Source organism: Paenibacillus sp. FSL P2-0136, assembly GCF_037975325.1.
GTDB classification, from domain to species: Bacteria; Bacillota; Bacilli; order Paenibacillales; family Paenibacillaceae; genus Paenibacillus_AQ; species Paenibacillus_AQ silagei.
This window is the reverse complement of sequence record NZ_CP150244.1, coordinates 5,442,832-5,464,909: the sequence shown is the minus strand read 5'-3', so window position 1 is coordinate 5,464,909 and position 22,078 is coordinate 5,442,832. Positions and strand designations below refer to the sequence as shown.

At 54.2% G+C, this 22,078-nt stretch carries 17 protein-coding genes; 16 read left to right on the top strand and 1 reads right to left on the bottom strand.

All coding sequences use genetic code 11. The features are described 5' to 3' along the window. Positions 1-212: 212 nt before the first annotated feature. The 6 genes from NYE26_RS23150 (at position 213) to NYE26_RS23125 (ending at position 6,960) form a co-directional block, all read left to right on the top strand. The gene (locus NYE26_RS23150) at positions 213-464 is read left to right on the top strand and encodes a post-transcriptional regulator (protein ID WP_036690543.1); all 252 of its coding nucleotides are present in this window, start codon (positions 213-215) and stop codon (positions 462-464) included. Between the two features lie 233 nt (positions 465-697). Continuing rightward, positions 698-1,951 (top strand): protein translocase subunit SecD, encoded by a 1,254-nt coding sequence (gene secD / locus NYE26_RS23145; protein ID WP_339250412.1) that lies wholly within the window; start codon positions 698-700, stop codon positions 1,949-1,951. Further along, positions 1,941-2,840, top strand: a complete 900-nt coding sequence (secF, locus tag NYE26_RS23140) for a protein translocase subunit SecF (protein ID WP_076081676.1) — start codon at positions 1,941-1,943, stop codon at positions 2,838-2,840. The genes secD and secF overlap by 11 nt, the downstream gene beginning before the upstream one ends. Positions 2,841-2,961: 121 nt before the next feature. Continuing rightward, on the top strand, positions 2,962-3,927 hold the full coding sequence (locus tag NYE26_RS23135; RefSeq protein WP_209872317.1) for a cation diffusion facilitator family transporter: 966 nt from the start codon (positions 2,962-2,964) through the stop codon (positions 3,925-3,927). 29 nt (positions 3,928-3,956) lie between these two features. Continuing rightward, the gene (recJ, locus tag NYE26_RS23130; protein WP_339250408.1) at positions 3,957-6,359 is read left to right on the top strand and encodes a single-stranded-DNA-specific exonuclease RecJ; all 2,403 of its coding nucleotides are present in this window, start codon (positions 3,957-3,959) and stop codon (positions 6,357-6,359) included. An 82-nt stretch (positions 6,360-6,441) separates the two neighbouring features. Next, positions 6,442-6,960: an adenine phosphoribosyltransferase gene (locus tag NYE26_RS23125; protein ID WP_036732465.1), complete on the top strand. Its 519-nt coding sequence runs from the start codon at positions 6,442-6,444 to the stop codon at positions 6,958-6,960. 112 nt (positions 6,961-7,072) lie between these two features. Here NYE26_RS23125 and uraA read toward each other — a convergent pair whose 3' ends face one another. Continuing rightward, complete coding sequence (gene uraA / locus NYE26_RS23120) at positions 7,073-8,383, bottom strand: uracil permease (RefSeq protein ID WP_076081673.1); 1,311 nt, start codon at positions 8,381-8,383, stop codon at positions 7,073-7,075. A 312-nt stretch (positions 8,384-8,695) separates the two neighbouring features. On the opposite strand from uraA, the gene NYE26_RS23115 reads away from it, so the two are divergent. The 10 genes from NYE26_RS23115 to NYE26_RS23070 all read left to right on the top strand — a co-directional run bounded on the left by NYE26_RS23115 (position 8,696) and on the right by NYE26_RS23070 (position 21,794). After that, the gene (locus NYE26_RS23115) at positions 8,696-10,876 is read left to right on the top strand and encodes a bifunctional (p)ppGpp synthetase/guanosine-3',5'-bis(diphosphate) 3'-pyrophosphohydrolase (RefSeq protein WP_339250405.1); all 2,181 of its coding nucleotides are present in this window, start codon (positions 8,696-8,698) and stop codon (positions 10,874-10,876) included. Between the two features lie 28 nt (positions 10,877-10,904). Further along, positions 10,905-11,348 carry a D-aminoacyl-tRNA deacylase gene (gene dtd, locus NYE26_RS23110; protein WP_339250403.1) on the top strand — a complete coding sequence of 148 codons (444 nt, stop codon included), beginning with the start codon at positions 10,905-10,907 and terminating at the stop codon, positions 11,346-11,348. A gap of 182 nt (positions 11,349-11,530) precedes the next feature. Continuing rightward, positions 11,531-11,686 carry a hypothetical protein gene (locus tag NYE26_RS23105; protein WP_209872300.1) on the top strand — a complete coding sequence of 52 codons (156 nt, stop codon included), beginning with the start codon at positions 11,531-11,533 and terminating at the stop codon, positions 11,684-11,686. A 216-nt stretch (positions 11,687-11,902) separates the two neighbouring features. Next, positions 11,903-12,409, top strand: a complete 507-nt coding sequence (locus NYE26_RS23100) for a type 1 glutamine amidotransferase domain-containing protein (protein WP_339250400.1) — start codon at positions 11,903-11,905, stop codon at positions 12,407-12,409. A 59-nt stretch (positions 12,410-12,468) separates the two neighbouring features. After that, positions 12,469-12,930, top strand: a complete 462-nt coding sequence (locus NYE26_RS23095; protein ID WP_339250398.1) for a hypothetical protein — start codon at positions 12,469-12,471, stop codon at positions 12,928-12,930. A 1,031-nt stretch (positions 12,931-13,961) separates the two neighbouring features. Continuing rightward, on the top strand, positions 13,962-15,221 hold the full coding sequence (gene hisS / locus NYE26_RS23090; RefSeq protein WP_036690531.1) for a histidine--tRNA ligase: 1,260 nt from the start codon (positions 13,962-13,964) through the stop codon (positions 15,219-15,221). A gap of 50 nt (positions 15,222-15,271) precedes the next feature. Then, positions 15,272-17,050: an aspartate--tRNA ligase gene (aspS, locus tag NYE26_RS23085; RefSeq protein WP_036732340.1), complete on the top strand. Its 1,779-nt coding sequence runs from the start codon at positions 15,272-15,274 to the stop codon at positions 17,048-17,050. 76 nt (positions 17,051-17,126) lie between these two features. Continuing rightward, positions 17,127-17,885, top strand: a complete 759-nt coding sequence (locus tag NYE26_RS23080) for a tRNA threonylcarbamoyladenosine dehydratase (protein ID WP_036732338.1) — start codon at positions 17,127-17,129, stop codon at positions 17,883-17,885. Between the two features lie 193 nt (positions 17,886-18,078). Continuing rightward, positions 18,079-19,380: an NCS2 family permease gene (locus tag NYE26_RS23075; protein ID WP_339250395.1), complete on the top strand. Its 1,302-nt coding sequence runs from the start codon at positions 18,079-18,081 to the stop codon at positions 19,378-19,380. Between the two features lie 203 nt (positions 19,381-19,583). Further along, positions 19,584-21,794, top strand: a complete 2,211-nt coding sequence (locus NYE26_RS23070; protein WP_339250394.1) for a UvrD-helicase domain-containing protein — start codon at positions 19,584-19,586, stop codon at positions 21,792-21,794. Positions 21,795-22,078 lie beyond the last annotated feature (284 nt).

Here is a 22,078-nt window from a genome sequence, read left to right as displayed (position 1 = left end):
GGCACTCCTTCTTCCTACATATGAGATGAAACTGCAGGTGAATTACCGCCATAACCAAGCCAGGCTTGTATAAGGATATGCCGGTACAGGCCTACTCCATGACAAGCATTCCATAGACAAGTTTTTTGGCCAGAAGCAGGAAAGTATGAGCGCAGGGTCGAATACGTACCACTGAGCATACGTAATTGAGGAATCTTTGGAGGTGCCTGCACGTGGAATCGGAACAATGGAGATATGACGAGCTTAGTGAAGATATCGAAGCCATGTGCATCAGCAAAGCGGAGGAATTCCGGCTCCTCGGCTATGAATATGTGACCGGTAAGGATATTTGGGATTGCATCAGCCGCAATTATGCCAAAGAGGGAAGACCTCCCCTGCACAGGCTGGTCAATGACATTTATTCACTCAAGTCAGGCAGTTATATGACTTATCTGACCTTGGCGGCCTACCGGGGATTGAATTAACGGGGGGATTTGCCAAAAGGAACGATTTTCTTTTGCAAACGGGTACAGGAAGCAGTAAAGTAAGTAAAGAGTGTTCAGACTTGTCCTATCAAACGGAGGTATCCACGCTTTGCAGCAGAACCTGCCGTTTCTTTGTGTGAATCAAGACACCGTCATTCCTTCTGAATTGACGGTCATTTCGCACGTAGCTATAATAGGAATATTGAAGTAATGAAAGGGGAACTAGCTAGAGCATGAAGAGAATGTTGAGCTTTATCATTACCGTGGTCGTTCTAACGGGCGTCATGGTATTTACTACTCCCGGGCTGCTGGACAGAGTCCGTCTGGGTCTTGACCTCAAGGGCGGATTCGAAATTCTGTACCACGCCGAGCCAATGGATACGGGAGGAACTCTGACCCGCGCTTCGCTGCAGAAGACTGCAGAGAGCCTCGAGAAGCGGGCGAATGCACTCGGAACCAGCGAGCCTGAGGTGACCACCGAAGGTACGGACCGCATCCGTCTGAAGATCGCAGGTGTAACCGACGAAGCAGAGGTCCGCAAGAAAATGAAAGAACCCGCAGTTCTGACCTTCCGCAGTGCCAATGAAGGGGATGCTCCCGGGGTGTACAGCAAGATTGAGCTTGTAGGCAGTGACTTTGTTGAAGGTGCGGCAGAGGTTCAACGCGATCAACTGAACCGTCCCGAAATCAGCATCTCCATCAAAGACAAGAAGAAATTCGCAGAGATTACCGAGCGCCTGTTGGGTAAGGAACTCGCCATCTATCTGGATGAGAACCTGTTATCTTCGCCTCCAACGGTACGAGCTGTCCTGACCGATGGTAAGGCTTCGATTTCCGGGGGATATACACTGGATGAAGCCCGTGAGATTGCCGATACAATCAACCTCGGTGCTTTGCCGCTGAAGCTGACAGAGAAATATTCCCAGAGCGTAGGGGCTACACTGGGTAAGCAATCCTTGGATGAGACCGTCAGAGCCGGGATTGTCGGTTCTGTGATTATTTTGATCTTCATGCTGCTTATGTACCGTCTTCCGGGCGTACTGGCCAGCTTTGCGCTGATCCTGCACACCTGGCTGCTGATTCTGGTATTTGTCCTTGCAGACTTTACACTGACCCTTCCCGGAATCGCCGCGTTCATCCTCGGTATAGGGATGGCCGTCGATGCCAATATCATTACCAATGAACGGATCAGGGAAGAAATGCGCAGCGGGAAGGGCATTATGTCTTCCGTCAAAGCAGGGAACAAGACCTCCTTCCGTACAGTTATGGATGCGAATGTAACTACTATTATCGTAGCGGCTGTCATGTTCGCCTTCGGTACGGGTGCGGTTAAAGGCTTCGCACTGATTCTGATCGTGGAAATTGTACTTAGTATTGTAACAAACCTTTATTTTGCCCACTGGCTGCTGACTGTGCTGGTTAAAGCCGGCGCACTCAACAAGCCGAAGCAATTTGGGGTAAAGGAGAGTGACATCAGTGCGCTTTAAGAAAGAGCTTGATTTCGTACATTTAAGTAAATTCTTCTATATCTTCTCGATTGCCCTTACTGTGGCGGGGCTCGTCTTTCTGGCAACCTTCGGCCTGAACTACAGCGTTGACTTCAAGGCCGGGTCCAATGTGGACGTAGCGCTTTCTAAGAGTGTCACGCTGGCTGAGCTGCAGCCGGCTCTGAAGGATGCGGGCATCGAGCATGAACCAACCGTTACCATCGGCGACAAGCGGGTCAACATCCGCTATGATCAAGAGCTGAGTGATGCACAAAGTGAGACCCTCAAGAAGTCAATCAACAAGATTGATGACAAGGCGTCTTTTGAAATCAATACCGTAGATACTGAGATGGCTAAGGAACTGGCCCGCAATGCGATCTATTCCGTGCTGTTATCCAGTATCGGGATTATCATCTATGTAAGTATCCGTTTTGAATGGCGTTTTGCGCTGGCTTCCATTGTGGCGCTGCTTCATGACGCATTCATGGTAGTGGCGGTCTTCTCGATCTTCCGTCTGGAGGTAGACATCACCTTCATTGTCGCGGTGCTGACCATTATCGGTTACTCGATTAACGATACCATCGTTATCTTTGACCGGATACGCGAGAATCTGCGCTTCGGCAAGCAGAAGTCTTATGAGGATCTGAAGCACCTGGTTAACAAAAGTGTAATGCAGACACTCATGCGTTCTCTTTATACAGCCTTCACCGTATTTATTGCCGCATTCTTCCTGCTGATTATGGGCGGGGAGTCGATCCGTATGTTCTCGCTTGCTATGGTTATCGGTCTGCTCTTCGGAGCGTATTCATCGATCTTCATCGCAAGTCCGCTCTGGCTGCTCCTGAAAAAGAACCAGAAGCCTGCGGCGAAGACCCCGGCCAAAGCCTAACACCCGGTTATTCTGTAAGCCGCGTCTGTAGCGACGCGGCTTTTCGGAATCTTCGGGTCAGGGCGTCTTGCTTGATTTCATCATCATGAGTTTACCTGCTAGTGGTAAGGAGGGCCTCGTTATGAATGACAAACCATTACCCCGGAAACAAACTGTTGCCTGGACCGGAATCCTTAGTGATGTTCTACTCGCTCTAGCCAAGGGTAGTATCGGTTATCTGTCAGGCAGCAAGGCATTGTTGGGGGATGCAATCTATTCCGGAGCCGATGCCGCTGCCAGACTGGCGGGGGTGATTCCGTGGAACCTGAAGCAGAGCCACAAGGCAGAAGGCTCAGCGGAACGCGGCCGGGCTGCGCAAGGAAGCAAGGAGCCGATGGCGGCTATTCTGTTCTCTGTGCTGATTATTATGGGCGGGCTGCAGGTTGCTTTCTCGGCTATCCGTGATTTGACAAGGGGACATCTGTCGGCACCGGAGGAGTCAGCGCTTGTTGCTGTCCTGCTGTGCATTGTGTTCAAAGAGGCTGTATTTCAATACCAGTACCGTTATTTCAAAAAAAAGGGTGACGGCAGTCATGCTGCTTATGCCGATAGCCACCGGTTCAGCCTGTACACCTCTATAACTGTATTTATCGGAATTGCCCTGGCCATAACTGGAGGATACTTGAACTGGCATCCTCTGCTCTACATGGACCCCATTGCAGCTCTGCTGACCGGATGTCTGATTCTCCGCAAAGGCTATTCGTTAATTGCTTCCTCTGTATACAGCAAGAAGATTCAGGAGCTTCCTTCCGAGGAAGCTGCCAGCTTCATTGAGACGGTTCAGCGGGTGCATGGAGTCATCCGGGTGGAGCAGCTCCGGGCGCTGGAGGAAGGCAGTTATGTGAATCTGCATGTGAAGATTAGTGTGAATCCGCGGATCAGCGTGATGGAGGCCCAGGATATTTCAGAATGTGCCCGCAAGCTGCTGCAGCACCGATTCGTTCATGTAGGCGAGGTTCATATGGATGTTGTGCCGTATGATCCGGGTTATCCTTATAAAAGCAATCACGAGCTTGTGGACAACGATATTCCCACGCTGCTTCAGTAGTCTGCAAGGTGAGAGAAAGGTGAACTGTATTGCTTCATTCTAAAACAAGCTGGCAATCTCCGGCAGCCAATTCCGAGCGTATTTCGGAACTGGCCCGGAGCCTTTCTATTTCTCCGCTCCTTTCTTCACTGCTGGTGCAAAGAGGGATGGATACCGCCGACAAGGCACGGGTATTCATGGATTCAGGAGCGGAAGATAGACATGATCCATTCCTGCTTAAAGGAATGGCTGAAGCGGTGCCGCGGATACAGAAGGCACTGCAAGAGGAAGAACATATTCTGGTGTATGGTGATTATGATGCGGACGGGGTTTCCAGCACTGCGCTGATGATCTACCTTCTGCGTCATCTTGGGGCCTCTTTTGATATTTATATTCCCCATCGCTCCAATGAAGGCTATGGACTTCATAATCATGCGCTGGACTGGGCGGTCCAGCAGGGTGTATCTCTCGTCATTACGGTGGATACTGGTATCAGTGCCTATCATCAGATTGCCTATGCCTCGGAGCTGGGCATTGATGTTATTGTCACGGATCATCATGAGCCGCCCGAGCTGCTGCCCGAGGCGTATGCCCTGATTAACCCGAAGCTGCCGGACTGCCCGTATCCCTTCAAGGGTCTGGCTGGAGTGGGGGTGGCTTACAAGCTGGCTGAGGCGCTACTTGGCAGTGAAGTGCCTGAGGAATGGTGTGAGATTGCCGCTATAGGTACCGTTGCTGATCTGATGCCGCTGCTGGGCGAGAACCGCAGTCTGGTGCGCAGAGGCCTCAGCAGCATGCGGAATTCGTCGTTCCCGGGCATCCGTGCGCTGCTCTCGGTGGGCGGTATTGCGATGAACACCGTCAGTGCGGTGAATATCGCCTTCGGGATGGCGCCGCGTATTAATGCCAGCGGAAGACTGGATCATGCTGGCCGGGCGGTTACACTGCTGACCACGGAAGATGCGGCAGAAGCTGAGCAATTTGCCGGAGAGCTGGATCTGCTGAACAAGGAACGCCAACTGGTTGTCGAGCGAATTGTCACCGAAGCCACAGCTAAGCTGGAGGAGAGAATCAGCCGGAGCGGACTGCCGGATATTATAGTGCTGGCGGACCAGGGCTGGAATGTCGGCGTAGTCGGCATTGTGGCCTCCAAGCTGCTCGAGCGGTATTACCGTCCGGTTATTATTCTGGACATTCATCCGGAGACCGGGATGTGCAAGGGCTCTGCCCGTTCCATCCCGGGTCTGGATATCTATGCAGCCTTATCCTCATGCGCCGAATTGATGGACCACTTCGGAGGACATCCGGCCGCTGCCGGGATGAGTGTGCCGCAGGGCAAGCTGGAAGCCTTCGATGCGGCGTTGAATAGCTATGCTTCGTCTGTTCTGACACCGGAGGACTTCGTAGCTGTTACGGCTGCGGACGGGGAGGTATCCATTGCCGATCTGACCCTCCAGGCTGCGCTTGAGCTGGAGCGGCTTGCGCCGTTCGGCATGGCCAATCCGCTGCCGAGATTCATTCTGCGCGGAGCAGTTGTGAAGGAGACACGGAAGATGGGCCAGGAGGGCAAGCACCTGAAGCTTGTGCTCCAGCAGGACAAGCTGACGATTGAAGCTGTAGCCTTCGGCAAGGGGCCGCTGGCTGATCTGCTTCCGGATGGTACAGTCGTGGATGTTCTGGCAGAGCTGTCCGTCAATGAATGGAACGGCTCGCGCAAGCCTCAGCTAATGCTGCAGGATCTTGCGGTGCCGAAGGCGCAGCTGTTCGATCTGCGCGGCGCGGCCGATGCCGTCAAGCAGGCGGCGCATATTCAGGAGCTGCTCCGCACCTATAGCGGCAGCAGTCCCGGCCGGAGTGCAGCGGTCTTCCAGAACAGCCGGACAACGCCGCTGCGTGATCTGAAGGACATGTCCCTCTGGGTATACGATGAGTCTGCCGGGATCTCGGCTGTACATCAGCCGGAGGGCACGCGTGACGAAGAGGGATTGTCACTGCTCTGTGTGCTTGATATGCCGGAGTCTCCGGAGCAGCTGGAAGCACTGTTCACTGCTTTTCCGGGGGCGGAGAACATTGCCCTGCTGCATTCAATCCGTGACGGGCGTGACCGGCTGCAGGTTCCCACCCGTGATCATTTCAAATCGTTATATCAATGGATTGCCGCAATCGCTGCATCTCCAACTCCTGAGCAAGAAGTGCTGCTGCGGCTCAGCCGCCAGTCGGCGCTTGGCGTGCGTATGGTGAGCAGAATGCTGGATGTGTTCGATGAGCTTGACTTCATTGAGCGCAGCGGCGGCAAGATCACCTTTGTCCCGCAGCCTGCCGCCAAGAGTCTGAGCACATCAGAGCATTTCGTCAGACTGGGCAAGACGGCGGAGATGGAGCAGTATTTCATGGAAGGCAGCCGCAGTGAATTGCAGGAATTCATGCTGTCACGGCGTTTAGGGGCCTCATAACAGCTACACATGCTGTCACGGTCATTTGGTTTGAGTAACTTCAGCGGGGGTGATCCCCGCTTACTTTTAGGAGATGATGATGTTGGATTTCAAAAACAATATTCGCGTAATTCCGGATTTCCCCCAGGCTGGAATCAGCTTCAAAGATATTACTACACTGCTGAAGGACGGCGCTGCGTACCGTGCAGCCATCGATGAGCTTAAAGCTCTCGTGGCCCACCTGGAGATCGATGTCATTGCCGGACCGGAGGCGCGTGGCTTTGTAGTGGGCGCACCGCTGGCTTACGCGCTGGGTGTAGGCTTCGTGCCGATCCGCAAAAGCGGCAAGCTTCCTTATGAGACAATCGAAGTGGGCTATGATCTGGAATACGGCAAGGATACCCTCGCTGTGCATACCGATGCGATCAAGCCCGGCCAGAAGGTGCTGATTGCGGATGATCTGCTGGCTACCGGAGGGACGATTGCTACGTCGGTAAACCTGGTGGAACAGCTTGGCGGACAAGTGGTCGGCGCTGCATTCCTGATCGAGCTGACGGCTCTGGCCGGACGGGACAAGCTGTCGGATATTGAAGTGGTTACCTTGTTGACTTACGAGGATTAATCGTCGTGCCCGGCAACTTTTCCCGGGAAATATAAAGCGGACTGCTGTCGAATGACGACAGCAGTCCGCTTTTTGTTGATGCGCTGGGTGGATAATAACAGATGTGAGTTATTTAATGTGCCGATTTGTCAGCTTCCTGTTCATTGGACAGGCCCAGAACCTCGATCAGCTTGAAGAGCAGGGCGAGGACCATACCTACGATAGTGGCCAGTGCCATGCCTTTCAGCTCTACACCGCCAAGCTTCAGCGAAATGCCGCTGATGCCGACCACCAGGACAAGCGTAGCCAGAATCATGTTGGTGGCTTTGGAGAAATCGACTTTCTGTTCCACGAAGATACGCAGACCCGACGCCGCAATAACACCGAACAGCAGCAGGGATACACCGCCCATAACCGGCAGCGGAATGTTGGCAATGACCGAGGAGAACGTTCCGGAGAACGACAGCACGATGGCGATTACAGCAGCGCCCGCGATAACATATACCGAGTACACCTTGGTCAGAGCCATAACGCCGATATTCTCACCATAGGTTGTATTAGGCGTAGACCCCAGGAACCCGGAGAGTACTGTTGAAATCCCGTTACCCATCAGTGAGCGGTCCAGTCCCGGGTCCTTGGTCAGATCCTTGCCCACGATATTGCTGGTGACCAGCAAATGGCCGATATGCTCCACAATGACCACAAGCGATACAGGAATAATAGTCAGAATGACCTGCCAGTTGAAGGATGGAGTAATGATCGTGGGATGCGAGAGGAAGCTTGCTTGAGAGATGGCACCAGTATTCACCTCACCCAAGATATAAGCGAGTACATAGCCGGTAACAATACCGATGAGGATATGAATGATTTTGGGGAAGCCGCGGAACAGCACGGAGCCGAGCACGGTAACACCAAGCGTGACGAGCGACAGGGTAATGGCTTTGCCGTCAGGAGTCCAGTCGGCGGTGGCCACACCATCTGGAGCAATCAGTCCGGCCATCCGTGCGGCTACAGGCACAAGCTCCAGTCCAATCGTGGCAACTATCGCTCCCATAACTGCCGGAGGGAATACAATATCAATCCAGCCGGTACCGGCATAACGTACAATTAAGGCCACAAGAATGAAGATAACACCAGTCACGATAAAAGCGCCCAGTGCAAGCGAATATCCGCGCTCATGATCGCCGGCATGCTCTTTCAGCACAAGCAGCACCGGAGAGATGAAGGCAAAGCTTGAACCCAAATAGGCGGGGATTTTGCCGCGGCAGATCAGAATGTAGAGCAAGGTGCCGATACCGTTCATCAGCAGGATCATGCCGGGATCTACCCCGAACAGGTTGGGAACAAGCACGGTGCTGCCGAACATGGCGAACAGATGCTGAAGACTCAGGAGGAAGCCCGGGCCCCAAGGGAGTCTTTCGTTAACTTGAATTTCGCGTTGCAATGGAGTTCACTTCTCTTTCTGATCTAATTTGATTTGACAATTCTTATCTTTTAAAAAACCGCCTTTACTAGATTAAATAGAACAGCGGGTTTTTACAACAACATTTTTATCCGTGCCACAAAATTGTCTTTTCTTGACCCTTTCCCTGACAGGAATACCACGCTATGGCAAGTGTTGACGGAATCCTTCGTAAGCGTCATAATTATAGACAACTTTAACCTGAGCGCAATGCAGCCGGGAACGTATGGAACCTGCAAATTCTGCATGCTTGCAGGTTCATTTTATTATAGAAGGGAAACGGATACGACGAGAATGGGCATAGAGCAACTAACCGAAAAGGCTGGCGCCTATATAAAAGAAAAAGATCTTCTCCGCATCCGTGAAGCTTATGAATTCGCCGATCAGGCTCATCACGGGCAGGTACGGAAGTCGGGGGAGCCATACATTCTGCATCCGCTGGCGGTCGCAGATATTGTCGTCAATATGCAAATGGATGTCATATCCATCATTGCTGCGCTGCTGCATGATGTTGTGGAAGATACGACGGTGTCCCTGGAGCAGATCCGCACGAAATTTGGCGATACCTGCGCCATGCTGGTAGACGGCCTGACCAAGCTGGAACGCATCCGCTTCCGCTCCAAGGAAGAGCAGCAGAACGAGAACTACCGCAAGATGTTCATCGCTATGGCCCAGGATATCCGGGTGATCGTGATTAAGCTGGCGGACCGTCTGCATAATATGCGTACGCTCAAATACCAGTCTGAAGAGAGTCAGCGCCGGATTTCTTATGAGACGCTGGAGATCTTTTGTCCCATTGCGGACCGGCTGGGGATCTCTGCGATCAAGTGGGAGATGGAGGATATTGCACTCCGTTACCTGAACCCGCAGCAGTACTACCGGATTGCGAATCTTGTACACAAGAAGCGGGCAGAACGCGAGCAGTTCATTGACAGTGTCATCGGCCGCATCCGCGCCAAGCTGGATGAAATGGGCATCGAAGGCGATCTCTCGGGACGCCCGAAGCATATCTACAGTGTCTATAACAAGATGAACACGAAGAACAAGCAGTTCAACGAGATCTATGATCTGCTGGCTATCCGCATTATCGTCGACAATATTAAGGATTGTTATGCCACTTTGGGCATTATTCATACGCTTTGGAAGCCGATGCCTGGCCGTTTCAAGGACTATATTGCTATGCCCAAGGCGAACATGTATCAGTCTTTGCATACAACCGTAGTAGGTCCGGGAGGAGAGCCGACGGAGGTTCAGATCCGCACCTGGGAGATGCACCGCACGGCCGAATTCGGGATCGCCGCCCACTGGGCGTATAAGGAAGGCAGCAACAACAACGTCAATCCCGAGAACCGGATGCCGTTCTTCCGCGAGATTCTGGAGCTGCAGCACGAAGCCAAGGATGCCGAAGAATTTGTAGAATCGCTGAAGATGGACTTTTTCTCTGATCTGGTCTTCGTATTCACGCCTAAGGGTGAGGTAGTGGAGCTGCCTGCCGGCTCGGTGCCGCTGGATTTCGCGTTCCGCATTCATACCGAGGTCGGGAACCGGACAATCGGCTCCAAGGTGAACGGGCGTATTGTTCCGCTTGACCATAAGCTGAAGACCGGGGATATCGTGGAGATTCTGACCTCGAAGAATTCTTACGGTCCGAGCCGCGATTGGCTGAAGATTGCCCAGTCCTCACATGCGCGGAGCAAGATCAAGCAGTGGTTCAAGAAGGAGAAGCGCGAGGAGAACGTGGAGAAGGGCCGGGAGGCCATCGAACGCGAGCTGAAGCGCCTGAACGTGGAGGTCTCTGACTGGCTGACGGAGGACAAATTGTCCGAGGCTGCGAAGAAGTTCGCTTTCAATGATGTGGAGGATATGCTGTCAGCGGTCGGCTTCGGCGGGATTACCGCAGCGCAGATCGCCTCCAAGCTGACTGAGAAGCTGCGTAAGGACCAGGAGGAGGCCGCAGGCCATCTGGAGCTTACCTCCGAGATGAAGGCGATCAAATCCAGCGGAGAGAAGCGCAACCAGCCGACCAACGGGGTCCGTGTCAAGGGGATCGACAATCTGCTGGTACGCTTCGCACGATGTTGTAATCCTGTGCCGGGCGACGATATCATCGGATATGTGACCCGTGGACGGGGCGTATCGGTACACCGTGAGGATTGTCCGAACATTCCGAACGAGATGGACGGGGAGGAAGCAGCGCGCGTGATTGAAGTGGAGTGGGAAGGCAGTATGGAGGCTAATTACAGCGTCGATATTGAGATTACCGGCCATGACCGCAACGGGCTGCTGAATGAAGTGCTGCAGGCGGTATCGGAGAGCAAGACCAATATTTCAGCGGTCACCGGGCGCTCCGACAAGAACAAGATGGCGATGATCCATATGACGATTCTGATCCGCAATACCGATCACCTGCAGTCTGTGGTCGACAAAGTGAAGCGGGTCAAGGATGTATATACCGTTAACCGCATCATGCAATAAGGTACTAAGGCAAGGAGCTGAAGGATAGATGAGAGTCGTTGTGCAGCGCTGCAGGAACTCCAGTGTGACGGTGGACGGAGCAGTGACCGGAGCGATTGGAGAGGGCCTGCTGCTGCTGGTCGGCGTAACCCATGAGGATACGGAGAAGGACGCCAAGTATTTGGCTGACAAGGTTGCCGGACTGCGGATTTTTGAGGATGCGGCCGGTAAAATGAACCATAGTGTGACGGAGGCCGGCGGGGCCATTCTGTCCGTCTCACAGTTCACGCTGTACGGGGACTGCCGCAAGGGCAGACGCCCCAACTTCATGGCGGCAGCGGCTCCGGCTGAGGCAGAGCGGCTCTACGACTACTTCAACCAGGTGCTGCGTGCCGGAGGGCTACAGGTTGAGACCGGCGTGTTCGGAGCGATGATGGATGTCGCCCTGACCAACTGGGGACCGGTTACGCTGCTGCTGGACAGCAAGGGTTAGGATTAGAGCGGGCAGACGCCGCTATAAAGGACGGCAAAGCCGTTTCCACTTGATAAGATACATCACGGGACTCCACAAGGTGGGGTCTTTTTTGCTTCTAGTTAACCAAGCGGGATAGCAGCAGCCCTGGCTGGATAGACTATGAATGATGCACCATTATTCAAGTGCGGGGAGCAAGCAGAATGAGACAAGCACCAAAAGCATGGATGTGGAACATGATTCAGGCCCACGTGGCCGGGTCGATGACCGAAGCCTCAGCGACAGCCAAGGAAGCCGGGGACCCGAAGGAACCGCAGGGACTCCAGCGTAGAGGCCGCGGTCTTTTGCCGCGTACCTAACTGGAGCGAAGGTATGCGGGGAGATCCATTATCCTTCTATTTCTCGCTGAAACGGTACGGTCCTTTAAAAGGACGGCAAAGCCGTTTCCACTTGGCGCGTAGGCAGTACGTACGGAACAGAATTTACGGGAACTGCTTAGGCTTCGTTATAAAGCGGGGGAATGAGGGTAATAGATTGACGAGACGACAGCAGCCTAGAGAGGAGATATGGATCTCATGAGTAAAGTAGCTTTTCTGCTCGCCAATGACTTTGAAGATTCTGAAATGAAGGTTCCTTACGAAGAAGTTTTACAGGCAGGACATCAGGCAGAAATCATCGGTCTGAAGAAAAATGAGACCCTGCTCGGCAAACAAGGAAGCGTATCCTATACCGCCGATAAAGCGATCAGCGAGGTCACAGCCGCAGAGTATGATGCGATAGTCATTCCGGGCGGATCTTCGCCGGAGAATCTTCGTCTTGACCCGGATATTCTGCAATTCGTGAAGGATGCTGACCGTGCAGGCAAGCCGATTGCCGCGATCTGCCACGGCCCGCAGATTCTGATCAGCGCTGAATTGCTGCAAGGCCGCACGCTTACCTCCTATCCGCCGCTGAAGGATGATCTGATCAATGCCGGTGCGGAGTTCAAGGATGAAGAGGTCGTCGTAGACGGCAATTACATTACTTCACGCACACCCAAGGATGAGCCCGCTTTTGTGCGTGAGCTGCTTAAGGTGTTGTAATACAAGAAATACATGCATAACCCGTTTGGCATAATACAACTTTATGGGAGGGATTTACAATGACTAGAAGAATCCAAGCCTATTTCAGTACAGAAGATGCAGCGGAAGGTGCTAAGACTTCTTTGATTCCTTACGGTGTAGAGGGGATTGAGGTATCGGCTTTAACGGACCCTTTGGATAATGGAGTAAATAACCGGCGCAACATTCTAATACCGCTGGGCTCCACGAATACCGCTTCAACAGGTGCCGGGGGCGTGTACGCTGCTGGAGGTGCGACTGGTATGGGCTCGGGAGCGGCCATTGTTCCGGCAGTTGCGGCAGAGGATGATCTGAAACGTACGGATGAAGTACGCGCCGATGAAGTACGCACGGAGGGCGAAGTGCATAGAGGGCAAGAGCTGACAAGCAGTGACCTGGAGCACTTGCATTATGTGATGGATCTCAAGGTAGCCGAGAATCATTACAACGAGGTTGTAGAGGTTCTGCGCGGCAAGCAGGCCTATGTGGAGATTTTTGATTAAAAGGGACCGCGGTTCCCGCCGGTATACATTTCAGCTCCAGCCCTCCGTTATGGAGAGGCTGGAGCTGTTTTATATGCAGCATAAAAGGGAGGACAGCGTCATAGATCTAGACAGGAGCTGAGGGATGGTGTAACCTATGGATTAGCATGACAGCGGGGATTTGGACGGCTTGGTGAAACGCTTTCTTTTCTGTAATGCAACTGTAACACTACATTCATGATTCCTTAATATAGCGTGTTTATAATAGAAGCATGACCCCCTTTTTTATAATATATGATGATGGACCTGCAGCAATCGGCTGCAGGTCACTTTTTTGTTTTTAGGGGATTATAAGCAACATGGAGTGTCATTAGAGTGAGTGCCAGCAGAGTGAAGCGGACTGAGAAGCGCCTATTTGTCCAAGAACCGTTATTTTGAGGCAGACGCGGACTGACATTCCGTTATTAGGTTGATTTGAGCGATTAACGAGGCAGATGTAGGCACATAACGGAATCTGAGTCCGCTTAAGCTGAGAATGTTGAGTTTTTGCCGCAATAGCGGAATCTCTGTCCACTTGGCGGAAGGAACGCTGGTGGCAGCTTATTTTATTCAATCCTTGACTTTAGCGCAGTGGTTCAGTAGAATCTAACAGTATACGGTAAGTTTATATTGTTTTGATGACGGGACCAAGTAATCCGTAACCCACAACCCCAGAGAGGAATCCCGCAGATCATGGCTGTCGTCCAGGTAAGGAGGACCGCACGCTGATCCGCAAGGCTGTAAGGATTCTGTTGATGAACGGACGAATGACCTCCCCGAGAACGCACGGCGAACGCAGGCAGCAGGATTGCCTATAGTCAGTAGCCGATTGCGCGTAGGCGGGCGTTAACCGCTTAGAGCGGAGCTTACGCAGAGCAAGTTGCTAAGCCCGGAATGTGGGTGGTACCACGGGTGAATTATTGGTTATGATAATCCCTCGTCCCTGTTTGTAATTTAACAGGGATGAGGGGTTTTTTGCTGTTTTAAGGGGTTATTTTCAGGAGGGATAGACTGTGGCTAAAGAAAGATTCGAGAAACCAACAGGTACACAGGATGTGCTGCCGGGTGCAGTAGAGAAATGGCAGGTTGTGGAGGCTAAGGCCAGAGAGCTGTGCCGCCGCTTCAATTACCGGGAGATTCGCACCCCGCTCTTCGAGCACACCGGGCTGTTCGAGCGCGGAGTCGGCGAAACAACGGATATTGTAGAAGGTGAGATGTATACCTTCAAGGATAAGGGCGACCGCGATCTGGCGCTGCGTCCCGAAGGGACAGCAGGCGTGGTACGCGCGTATGTCCAGAACAAGCTGTACGGGGAGCCGGATGTCAGCAAGCTGTATTACATCGGACCGATGTTCCGTTATGAGCGTCCGCAGGCCGGCAGATACCGCCAGTTCCATCAGTTCGGCATCGAAGCCTTCGGCGCGGTGGACCCGGCGATTGATGCTGAAGTCATCTCGCTAGGGTACCAGTTCTACATTGATCTGGGGCTGAAGGATGTGCGGGTAGAGCTGAATTCGGTCGGCAATGCGCCGAGCCGTGCGGCTTACCGCGAGAAGCTGCTGGATTTCCTGAGACCGATGAGAGAGAGCCTGTGCAGCGACTGCCAGCGGCGGATGGAACGCAACCCGCTGCGCGTGCTGGACTGCAAGGTTGATCAGGACAAGTTCGGCGGAGCGCCTTCTATTCTGGACAGTCTGGATGAAGAGTGTACAGAGCATTTTGCCAAGGTGAAGGGGCACCTGGATGTGATGGGTGTGGAATACAGCATCAACCCCCGCCTGGTGCGCGGCCTTGATTATTACACGCATACAGCGTTTGAGTATAAAGCGGCAGGCATTGGCTCCATCGACACGGTGGGCGGCGGCGGCCGGTACAATGGTCTGGTCGAGGAGATCGGCGGACCGGATCAGCCGGGCATCGGGTTCGGGATTGGACTGGAGCGGATTCTGCTGATTCTGGAGAATCAGGGTGTGGAGCTGGAAGCGGCGAAGCCGCTGGATGTGTACTTCGTCGCATTAGGTGAAGCAGCAGATCTGGAGATCACGAAGCAGCTGTTCCGTCTGCGCAGTCTTGGATTCTCTGCGGAGCGCGATTACCTGGGACGCAAGATGAAGGCGCAGATGAAGTCGGCGGACCGTATGTCAGCCCGGTATACGGCGATTCTCGGTGAAGACGAGCTGAATAGCGGCGTCATCGCACTGAAGTCGATGGAGACCGGCGAGCAGCGGACTGTGAAGCTGGACGAACTGGCAGAGGCGCTGATTCAGAATTAGGCGAAAAGGCGAGTATATGTAATTTTAATCATGAAGGGGTAGGATAAAAGATGACCAGAAGCCATAACTGTGGACAATTAACGACAGCGAGCATCGGTGAGACAGTAACATTGAACGGTTGGGTGCAGACCCGCCGTGACCTTGGAGGGGTGCTGTTCATTGATCTGCGCGACCGGACAGGGATTGTACAGATTGTATTCAACCCTGACTATTCCGGAGAAGCGCTGCAGATTGCCGATAAGGTCCGCAGTGAATACGTGCTGTCCGTGACAGGTACGGTGGTTAAGCGCGATGAGGAGACCGTTAACCGCAACCTGCCGACCGGTGAGATCGAAGTGCAGATTACAGACATCGAAGTGCTGAATGCAGCCAAGACGCCTCCATTCTTCATCGAAGACGGAGTGGAAGTAGACGAATCCCTGCGTATGAAATACCGTTACCTGGATCTGCGCCGTCCGGAGATGCACAAGACGCTGCTGCTCCGTTCCAAGGCAGCGAAGATCTTCCGCGATTTCCTCGACAACGAAGGCTTTATCGATGTGGAAACGCCGATCCTGACCAAAAGCTCGCCGGAAGGCGCACGTGACTATCTCGTGCCAAGCCGTGTGCATGAAGGGGAATTCTTCGCGCTTCCACAGTCACCGCAGATCTACAAGCAGCTGCTGATGGTCGGCGGCATCGAGCGTTATTACCAGATGGCCCGCTGCTTCCGCGATGAGGATCTGCGTGCTGACCGCCAGCCGGAATTCACGCAGTTCGATATCGAGACCTCGTTCATGCCGCAGGATGAGCTGCTGTCGATGATGGAGAAGCTCATGCAGCGTCTGCTGAAGGAGACGGTTGGGGTTGAGGTATCCGCACCGTTCCAGCGGCTGACCTATGCCGAAGCGATCGGCAAATACGGCTCGGACAAGCCGGACCTGCGGTTTGGCCTGGAGCTGGTAGAGATGAATGATATCGTTGCTGAGAGCGGCGTGAAGGTATTCGCTTCCGTGATCGAGAAGGGCGGGGAAGTGAAATGTCTGAACGCCAAGGGCTGTGGCACCTGGACACGTAAGGAGATTGACGATCTTGGACCATACGCTGCACGCTACGGCGCCAAGGGTCTGGCCTGGATTCAGGTCAAAGACGGCGAGTTCAAGGGACCGATTGTGAAGTTCTTCTCCGAGGAAGAAATCGCTGCCGTGAAGGAGCGCACAGGTGCCGAAGAAGGCGACCTGCTGCTGTTCTCCGCGGATACCAAGAAAGTGGTAGCCGATGTACTTGGCGCCTTGCGTCTGAAGATCGGCCGCCAGCTTGGTCTGATCGACGACAGTGTGTTCAAATTCGCCTGGGTAACGGAATTCCCGCTTCTCGGCTACGATGAGGACCAGAAGCGTTATGTGGCTGAGCATCACCCGTTCACACGTCCGATGGACGAAGACCTGCACCTCTTCGATACCGATCCTGGCGCCATCCGCGCACAGGCGTATGACCTGGTGCTTAACGGCTACGAGGTGGGCGGCGGTTCCCAGCGTATCTACAAGCGTGAAGTTCAGGAGAAAATGTTCAATGCACTCGGCTTCTCGCAGGAGCTGGCCTATGAGAAATTCGGCTATCTGATGGATGCCTTTGAATACGGCACGCCTCCGCATGGCGGCATCGCGTTTGGCTTCGACCGTCTGATTATGCTGCTGGCGGGCCGCACGAACCTGCGTGAGACCATTGCCTTCCCTAAGACGGCAAGTGCAACGGACCTGCTGATGGATGCCCCATCCCCGGTGGATGCCGGACAACTGGAGCAGCTGCACATCAAGCTGGCACCGAAACCGGAGAAAGAAAAGAAATAAATTAACTATGGACTGACGGGGCGCTCCAGGAGAGCAGAGGGACGTCCCGGAAGCCTTGCCTAAGGAGGCTGACATCATGCTGAATCAGTTCTCGCGTACGGAGCTGGCGATCGGGCCGGAAGGCCTGGCGATCATGAAGAACAGCACAGTAGCTGTGCTGGGAATCGGCGGAGTTGGCGCTATGGCAGCGGAAGCGTTGGCCCGGACCGGAATCGGCCGCATTATCCTGATTGATAAGGATTCGGTCGATATTACCAACATCAACCGCCAGCTCCATGCGCTGACCACGACCATCGGCCAGAACAAAACCGATCTGATGGTGGACCGCATCAAGCTGATTAATCCGGATTGCGAAGCGATTGCGCTGAATATGTTCTACACCGAAGAGACGTATGAGGAGCTGTTCAAATACAAGCTGGACTATGTGATTGACGCTTCGGATACGATTATCTATAAGATTCACCTGATCAAGGAATGTCTGGCCCGGAAGATCCCGCTGATCTCCAGCATGGGAGCGGCCAACAAGATGGACCCGACCCGCTTCCAGGTCGCCGACATCTCCAAGACTACCATGGACCCGATTGCCCGGGTGATCCGCACCAGACTGCGTAAGGAAGGCATCAAGAAGGGCGTGAAGGTGGTCTTCTCTACCGAGAAGCCTGTGAAGCCGCGCGAAGATGTGACGGAGCAGATTGTGCCTGCGAATGCGCCGGATCGGCGCAAGGCGAAGCAGCCTCCGGCCAGTACTTCTTTTGTCCCCCCTGTAGTCGGCCTGATTATGGTCAGTGTAACGGTACGGGATTTGCTCGAAACGGGCGGCATTACATTTGAATGAATTCTATCAGGTAAAAGGGTGTGTAGCCGGCTTCCGGCTATATGCCCTTTTATTACGGTATGTTTTGTGGCCCCCCGCAAAGTACCTGAGTAAACATCGAAGCAAACCCTCACTTTGCGGGGATATTTTTACGGTATGTTTTGTGGAGAGACACTTGACATCCTATGAGAAGAACTTAAGTGGAGGTTGTTACATGAAATCGAATATTTGGCGGAATAGTGTGGGAATGGAGCCGGGCGACAACTGGAAACAGGAATGGGCGGCCGGCATCCTGTCGTATTTCGCTTCGGTATATATTGTAATGGTTAACGCGGCGATCCTGGCAGATGCAGGCATGCCGCTGCGGGCCGGGATGGTTGCTACGCTGCTGACAGCCATCACAGGCTGCCTGCTCATGGCGTTTGGCGGCAAAACGCCGATTATCGTGGTCCCGGGCATGGGGATCAATGCCTTTTTCACCTATACGCTGGTGCATTCCATGAAGCTGGACTGGCGTGAGGCGCTGGCCGTGGTAGTGGTGACCGGGGTGCTGTTTACCATTGTGGCCTTCACCTCGCTCTACCGCATTCTCAGCGATGCGATTCCCCATAATCTGCAGCATGCGATCACAGTTGGCATCGGGCTGTTCCTGACCTTCATCGGCCTGCAAAAAAGCGGGATTGTCATTGCTCACGCCACCACCTTCGTCGCCATCGGGCATTTCAGTGATCCTGCGGTCATTACCTCGGTGGTGACGCTGCTGCTGGCGCTGGTGCTGTTCATCCGCGGCACACGCGGCGGTCTGCTGATCAGTATGCTCGTGGGCACAGGGCTTGCCTATCTGCTGGGGGCCGCTCATGCGCCGAAGAATACCGAGCCGGGACATGTGTTCAGCGGTTATGGCAGCGTGTTCGCCAGTATGGACTGGGGCGGATTCGTCAGCCTCGTCTTCTGGATTGCCGTCTTCCTGCTGCTGCTGATTGTGGTGTTTGAGAATATCGGCCTGATCTCTTCCCAGACACTGATGGCAGGACGCCCGGAACGCTTCAAAAGCAGTCTGCGGGCGCTCTCGCTCGCCAACATCGCGGCAGGTCTGTTCGGCAGCAGCCCGGTGGTCGCCGCTGCCGAATCCACCGCCGGGATTGCGGCAGGGGGACGCTCCGGCTTAACTTCACTCGTCACCGGCCTGCTGTTCGGCGCGACCTTCCTGTTCATCCCGCTGCTGGCTTATGTGCCGGACAGCGCGATTGCGCCGATTCTGATCGTGATCGGCGGGCTGATGGTGCAGAGTGTGCGCGAGATGGATCTCGGCGACATGACGGAGCTGTTCCCGGCGTTCCTGGTCATGGTGATGATTCCCTTCACCTACAGCATCGTGGACGGCATGGCGTTTGGCTTCATCACCTATCCGCTGGTGAAGCTGGCTACCGGCAAAGGCAAGGAGGTTCCTCCTGCCTTGTATGGTATTGCCGGACTGTTCATTGCGAACTTCGTGCTGCATGCGCTGATGGGCTAACAGCAAAGGCGGAAGGGGGAAGCACCCCTTCTCTCATCCGCTTGTCCCCCGCGTGGAGGGCAGTTTGAAAAATATGGCTTTCCCCGCTCTGCTGTGTTATGATGTACAGCTCACATCAATTGAGGTGCATGCTTCCGAAGCGAGTTTTGCTTGGAGAGATTCAGGAAGCTAATGCCCGCAAAACTTTTAGGAGGTAACTGAAATTGGAAGACAACTTTCAAAGTGCCTATCAAGAGGAAGAAGACAGGCTGAACCACGTGCTGACAGAGATTGACTCCACCCTTGAGCGATTGCGTTCAACACCGGTGTACACAGGACACGATTATACCGAGCAGGTGCTGGAGGATTCAAGGGAACAGAAGCGCAAAGATCTTGCCAAGCTTAGGCAGGAGCCTTATTTCGGACGGCTTGATTTTCAGGGCAATGACGAGGAAGACCGCAAGGCACTGTATATCGGCAAAATCGGCGTAGACCGCGAGCAGGTTAGCGACCGTCCGCTTGTCATTGACTGGCGGGCACCGGTGGCAAGCCTGTTCTATTCTTTTACCGGAGGAACGGAAGCCGCCTCGTATGAAGCGCCGGAGGGGCTGATCGAAGGGCTGGTCTATCTCAAGCGCAACGTGGTGATCCGCAAGCAGATCCTGGAGCGGGTGGCGGATACCTATAACCGTGACAGCGACGCACCGGCGGTATCGGATGAATTCCTGGTCTACCGGCTGGGGGAGAACAAGGATAACCGGCTGCGGGACATCGTCTCCACGATTCAGGAGGAGCAGGACAAGATTATCCGGGCGGCCAAGAATACGGCGCTGATCATCCAGGGGGTCGCAGGAAGCGGCAAGACCACCGTTGCGCTGCACCGGCTGGCGTTCTTATTGTATCAATACAAGGAGCAGGTCTCGGCGGAGAAAATGATTATTTTCGCCCCGAACCGCATGTTCCTGGACTATATTTCGGATGTGCTGCCGGAGCTGGGCGTCGGCAATATTGCCCAGAGCACGTTCCCGGACTGGGCGGCCGGAGTGCTTGATGTCACGCTGCCGGAGCAGGATGCTTCGGAGGTCATGAGCCGCTGGTTCGAGACGGCGGGAGCAATGCCGGCCATCACGGAAGAGACCCCCGGGCGCTTCAAAGGCTCAACGGTGCTGATGAGCGTCATTGAATCCAGCGTCAAGCTGCTGGAGACCAGTGCTGTGCCGGAGGGCGATTTCAGTCCTTGGGACGGGGCGGTGCTGAGCCGCCAGGTGATTCTGCGCTGGCACAATGAGGAATACGCACCGTATCCTCCGGCGAAGCGCAAGGAGCGCGTCATGGCGCGGCTTCACCGCTGGATCGAGATGGAGCTGAAGAAGAGCCCTTCAGCGGCTGCGCTGAAGGAGCGCAAGAAGAAGGGCGCGGCCCGCGAGAAGGCCTACAGCGCCAAGTGGCCGAAATACGAGCCGCTCGCCATCTATAAGCAGATCTTCCGGGCGGCGAAAGTGCCGGAGGACTGGCCGGCGGCAGCACCGGAGGAGATTCCGCCATCCGTGCTGAAGGAGACCGTCAAAGAGCTGAAGAAGGGGATTCTGCGCGAGGAGGATCTTCCTCCGCTGCTCTATATTCATTATCTGCTGAACGGCAATGAGGGTACGGAACGCTTTGACCATATCGTGATTGATGAAGCGCAGGATTTCTCGCCGTTCCAGATTGCCGTACTGGATCTGTATGTGAAGGGGCATTCCTTCACCATTCTGGGTGACCTGTCGCAGGGCATCCACGCCTACAAGGGAGTACATGCCTGGAGAGAGATGCAGACGCTGTTCGCCGAAGAATACACCGCATACCATGCACTGACCCGAAGCTACCGATCAACGATGGAGATCATCGAGTTTGCCAATGGCATTCTGTCTGCGGGCGTCGGCAGCGAGCTGCTGGCTGTGCCGGTCTTCCGCAGCGGGAATCCTGTGCGGCTGATCTCCTATGAGGAGGATGTGCTGCCGGGAGCGGCGGCGGCTGCATCGGCGGATCAGCGGCTCAGCGCGGTCAAGAGCGCGCTGGCGCAGCTCTCCGGGCGCGAATACCGCACGGTGGCGGTATTGACCCGCAGCCTGCGGGAAGCCTCTCTACTGTACGCTGAGCTCGCCACGCAGTTCGAGGATCTTCATCTGATTGACGGCAGCATCACGGAATATCGCGGCGGCTTGTCGATTCTCCCCGTCTACTTGTCCAAGGGACTGGAGTTCGATGCCGTCATTCTTGCAGACGCAGACAGCGCCCATTATGGAGCGGCGGCCTGGGATGCGAAGCTGATGTATGTGGGCTGCACACGTGCCCTGCATGAGCTATGGCTGCTGCGGGGCGGCGAATTGCCGCCTTACGTTCAACTGAACGCAGAGGAGAGCGTCTCCGGCTGGCCGGAGCCTGAAGGGAATTAAGGCTTAGTGCAATCTTAAAAAACGCAAGAAACCTCTCTTTCAAGAAATGGAATCCGCCATTTCAAAGGAGAGGTTTCTTTTGTACACCGGAAGTTGACTGCATGGTTAGAGCAGGCTAGCTGGTGAGATTAAAGGGAAAAATCCCTCTGATTCTGCTGAGATCAGGCTAGGTGGTGAGATTAGAGGGAAAAATCCCTCTGATTCTGCTGAAATCGGGCTAGGTGGTGAGATTAAAGGGAAAAATCCCTTTGATTCTGTTGAAATCGGGCTAGACGGTGAGATTA

Bases quoted from the DNA above. Each gene is read 5' to 3' on its own strand.
- secD (WP_339250412.1), top strand. From the start codon at position 698: ATGAAGAGAATGTTGAGCTTTATCATTACCGTGGTCGTTCTAACGGGC.
- NYE26_RS23135 (WP_209872317.1), top strand. From the start codon at position 2,962: ATGAATGACAAACCATTACCCCGGAAACAAACTGTTGCCTGGACCGGA.
- NYE26_RS23115 (WP_339250405.1), top strand. From the start codon at position 8,696: ATGGGCATAGAGCAACTAACCGAAAAGGCTGGCGCCTATATAAAAGAA.
- dtd (WP_339250403.1), top strand. From the start codon at position 10,905: ATGAGAGTCGTTGTGCAGCGCTGCAGGAACTCCAGTGTGACGGTGGAC.
- NYE26_RS23105 (WP_209872300.1), top strand. From the start codon at position 11,531: ATGAGACAAGCACCAAAAGCATGGATGTGGAACATGATTCAGGCCCAC.
- NYE26_RS23100 (WP_339250400.1), top strand. From the start codon at position 11,903: ATGAGTAAAGTAGCTTTTCTGCTCGCCAATGACTTTGAAGATTCTGAA.
- NYE26_RS23095 (WP_339250398.1), top strand. From the start codon at position 12,469: ATGACTAGAAGAATCCAAGCCTATTTCAGTACAGAAGATGCAGCGGAA.
- aspS (WP_036732340.1), top strand. From the start codon at position 15,272: ATGACCAGAAGCCATAACTGTGGACAATTAACGACAGCGAGCATCGGT.
- NYE26_RS23080 (WP_036732338.1), top strand. From the start codon at position 17,127: ATGCTGAATCAGTTCTCGCGTACGGAGCTGGCGATCGGGCCGGAAGGC.
- NYE26_RS23075 (WP_339250395.1), top strand. From the start codon at position 18,079: ATGAAATCGAATATTTGGCGGAATAGTGTGGGAATGGAGCCGGGCGAC.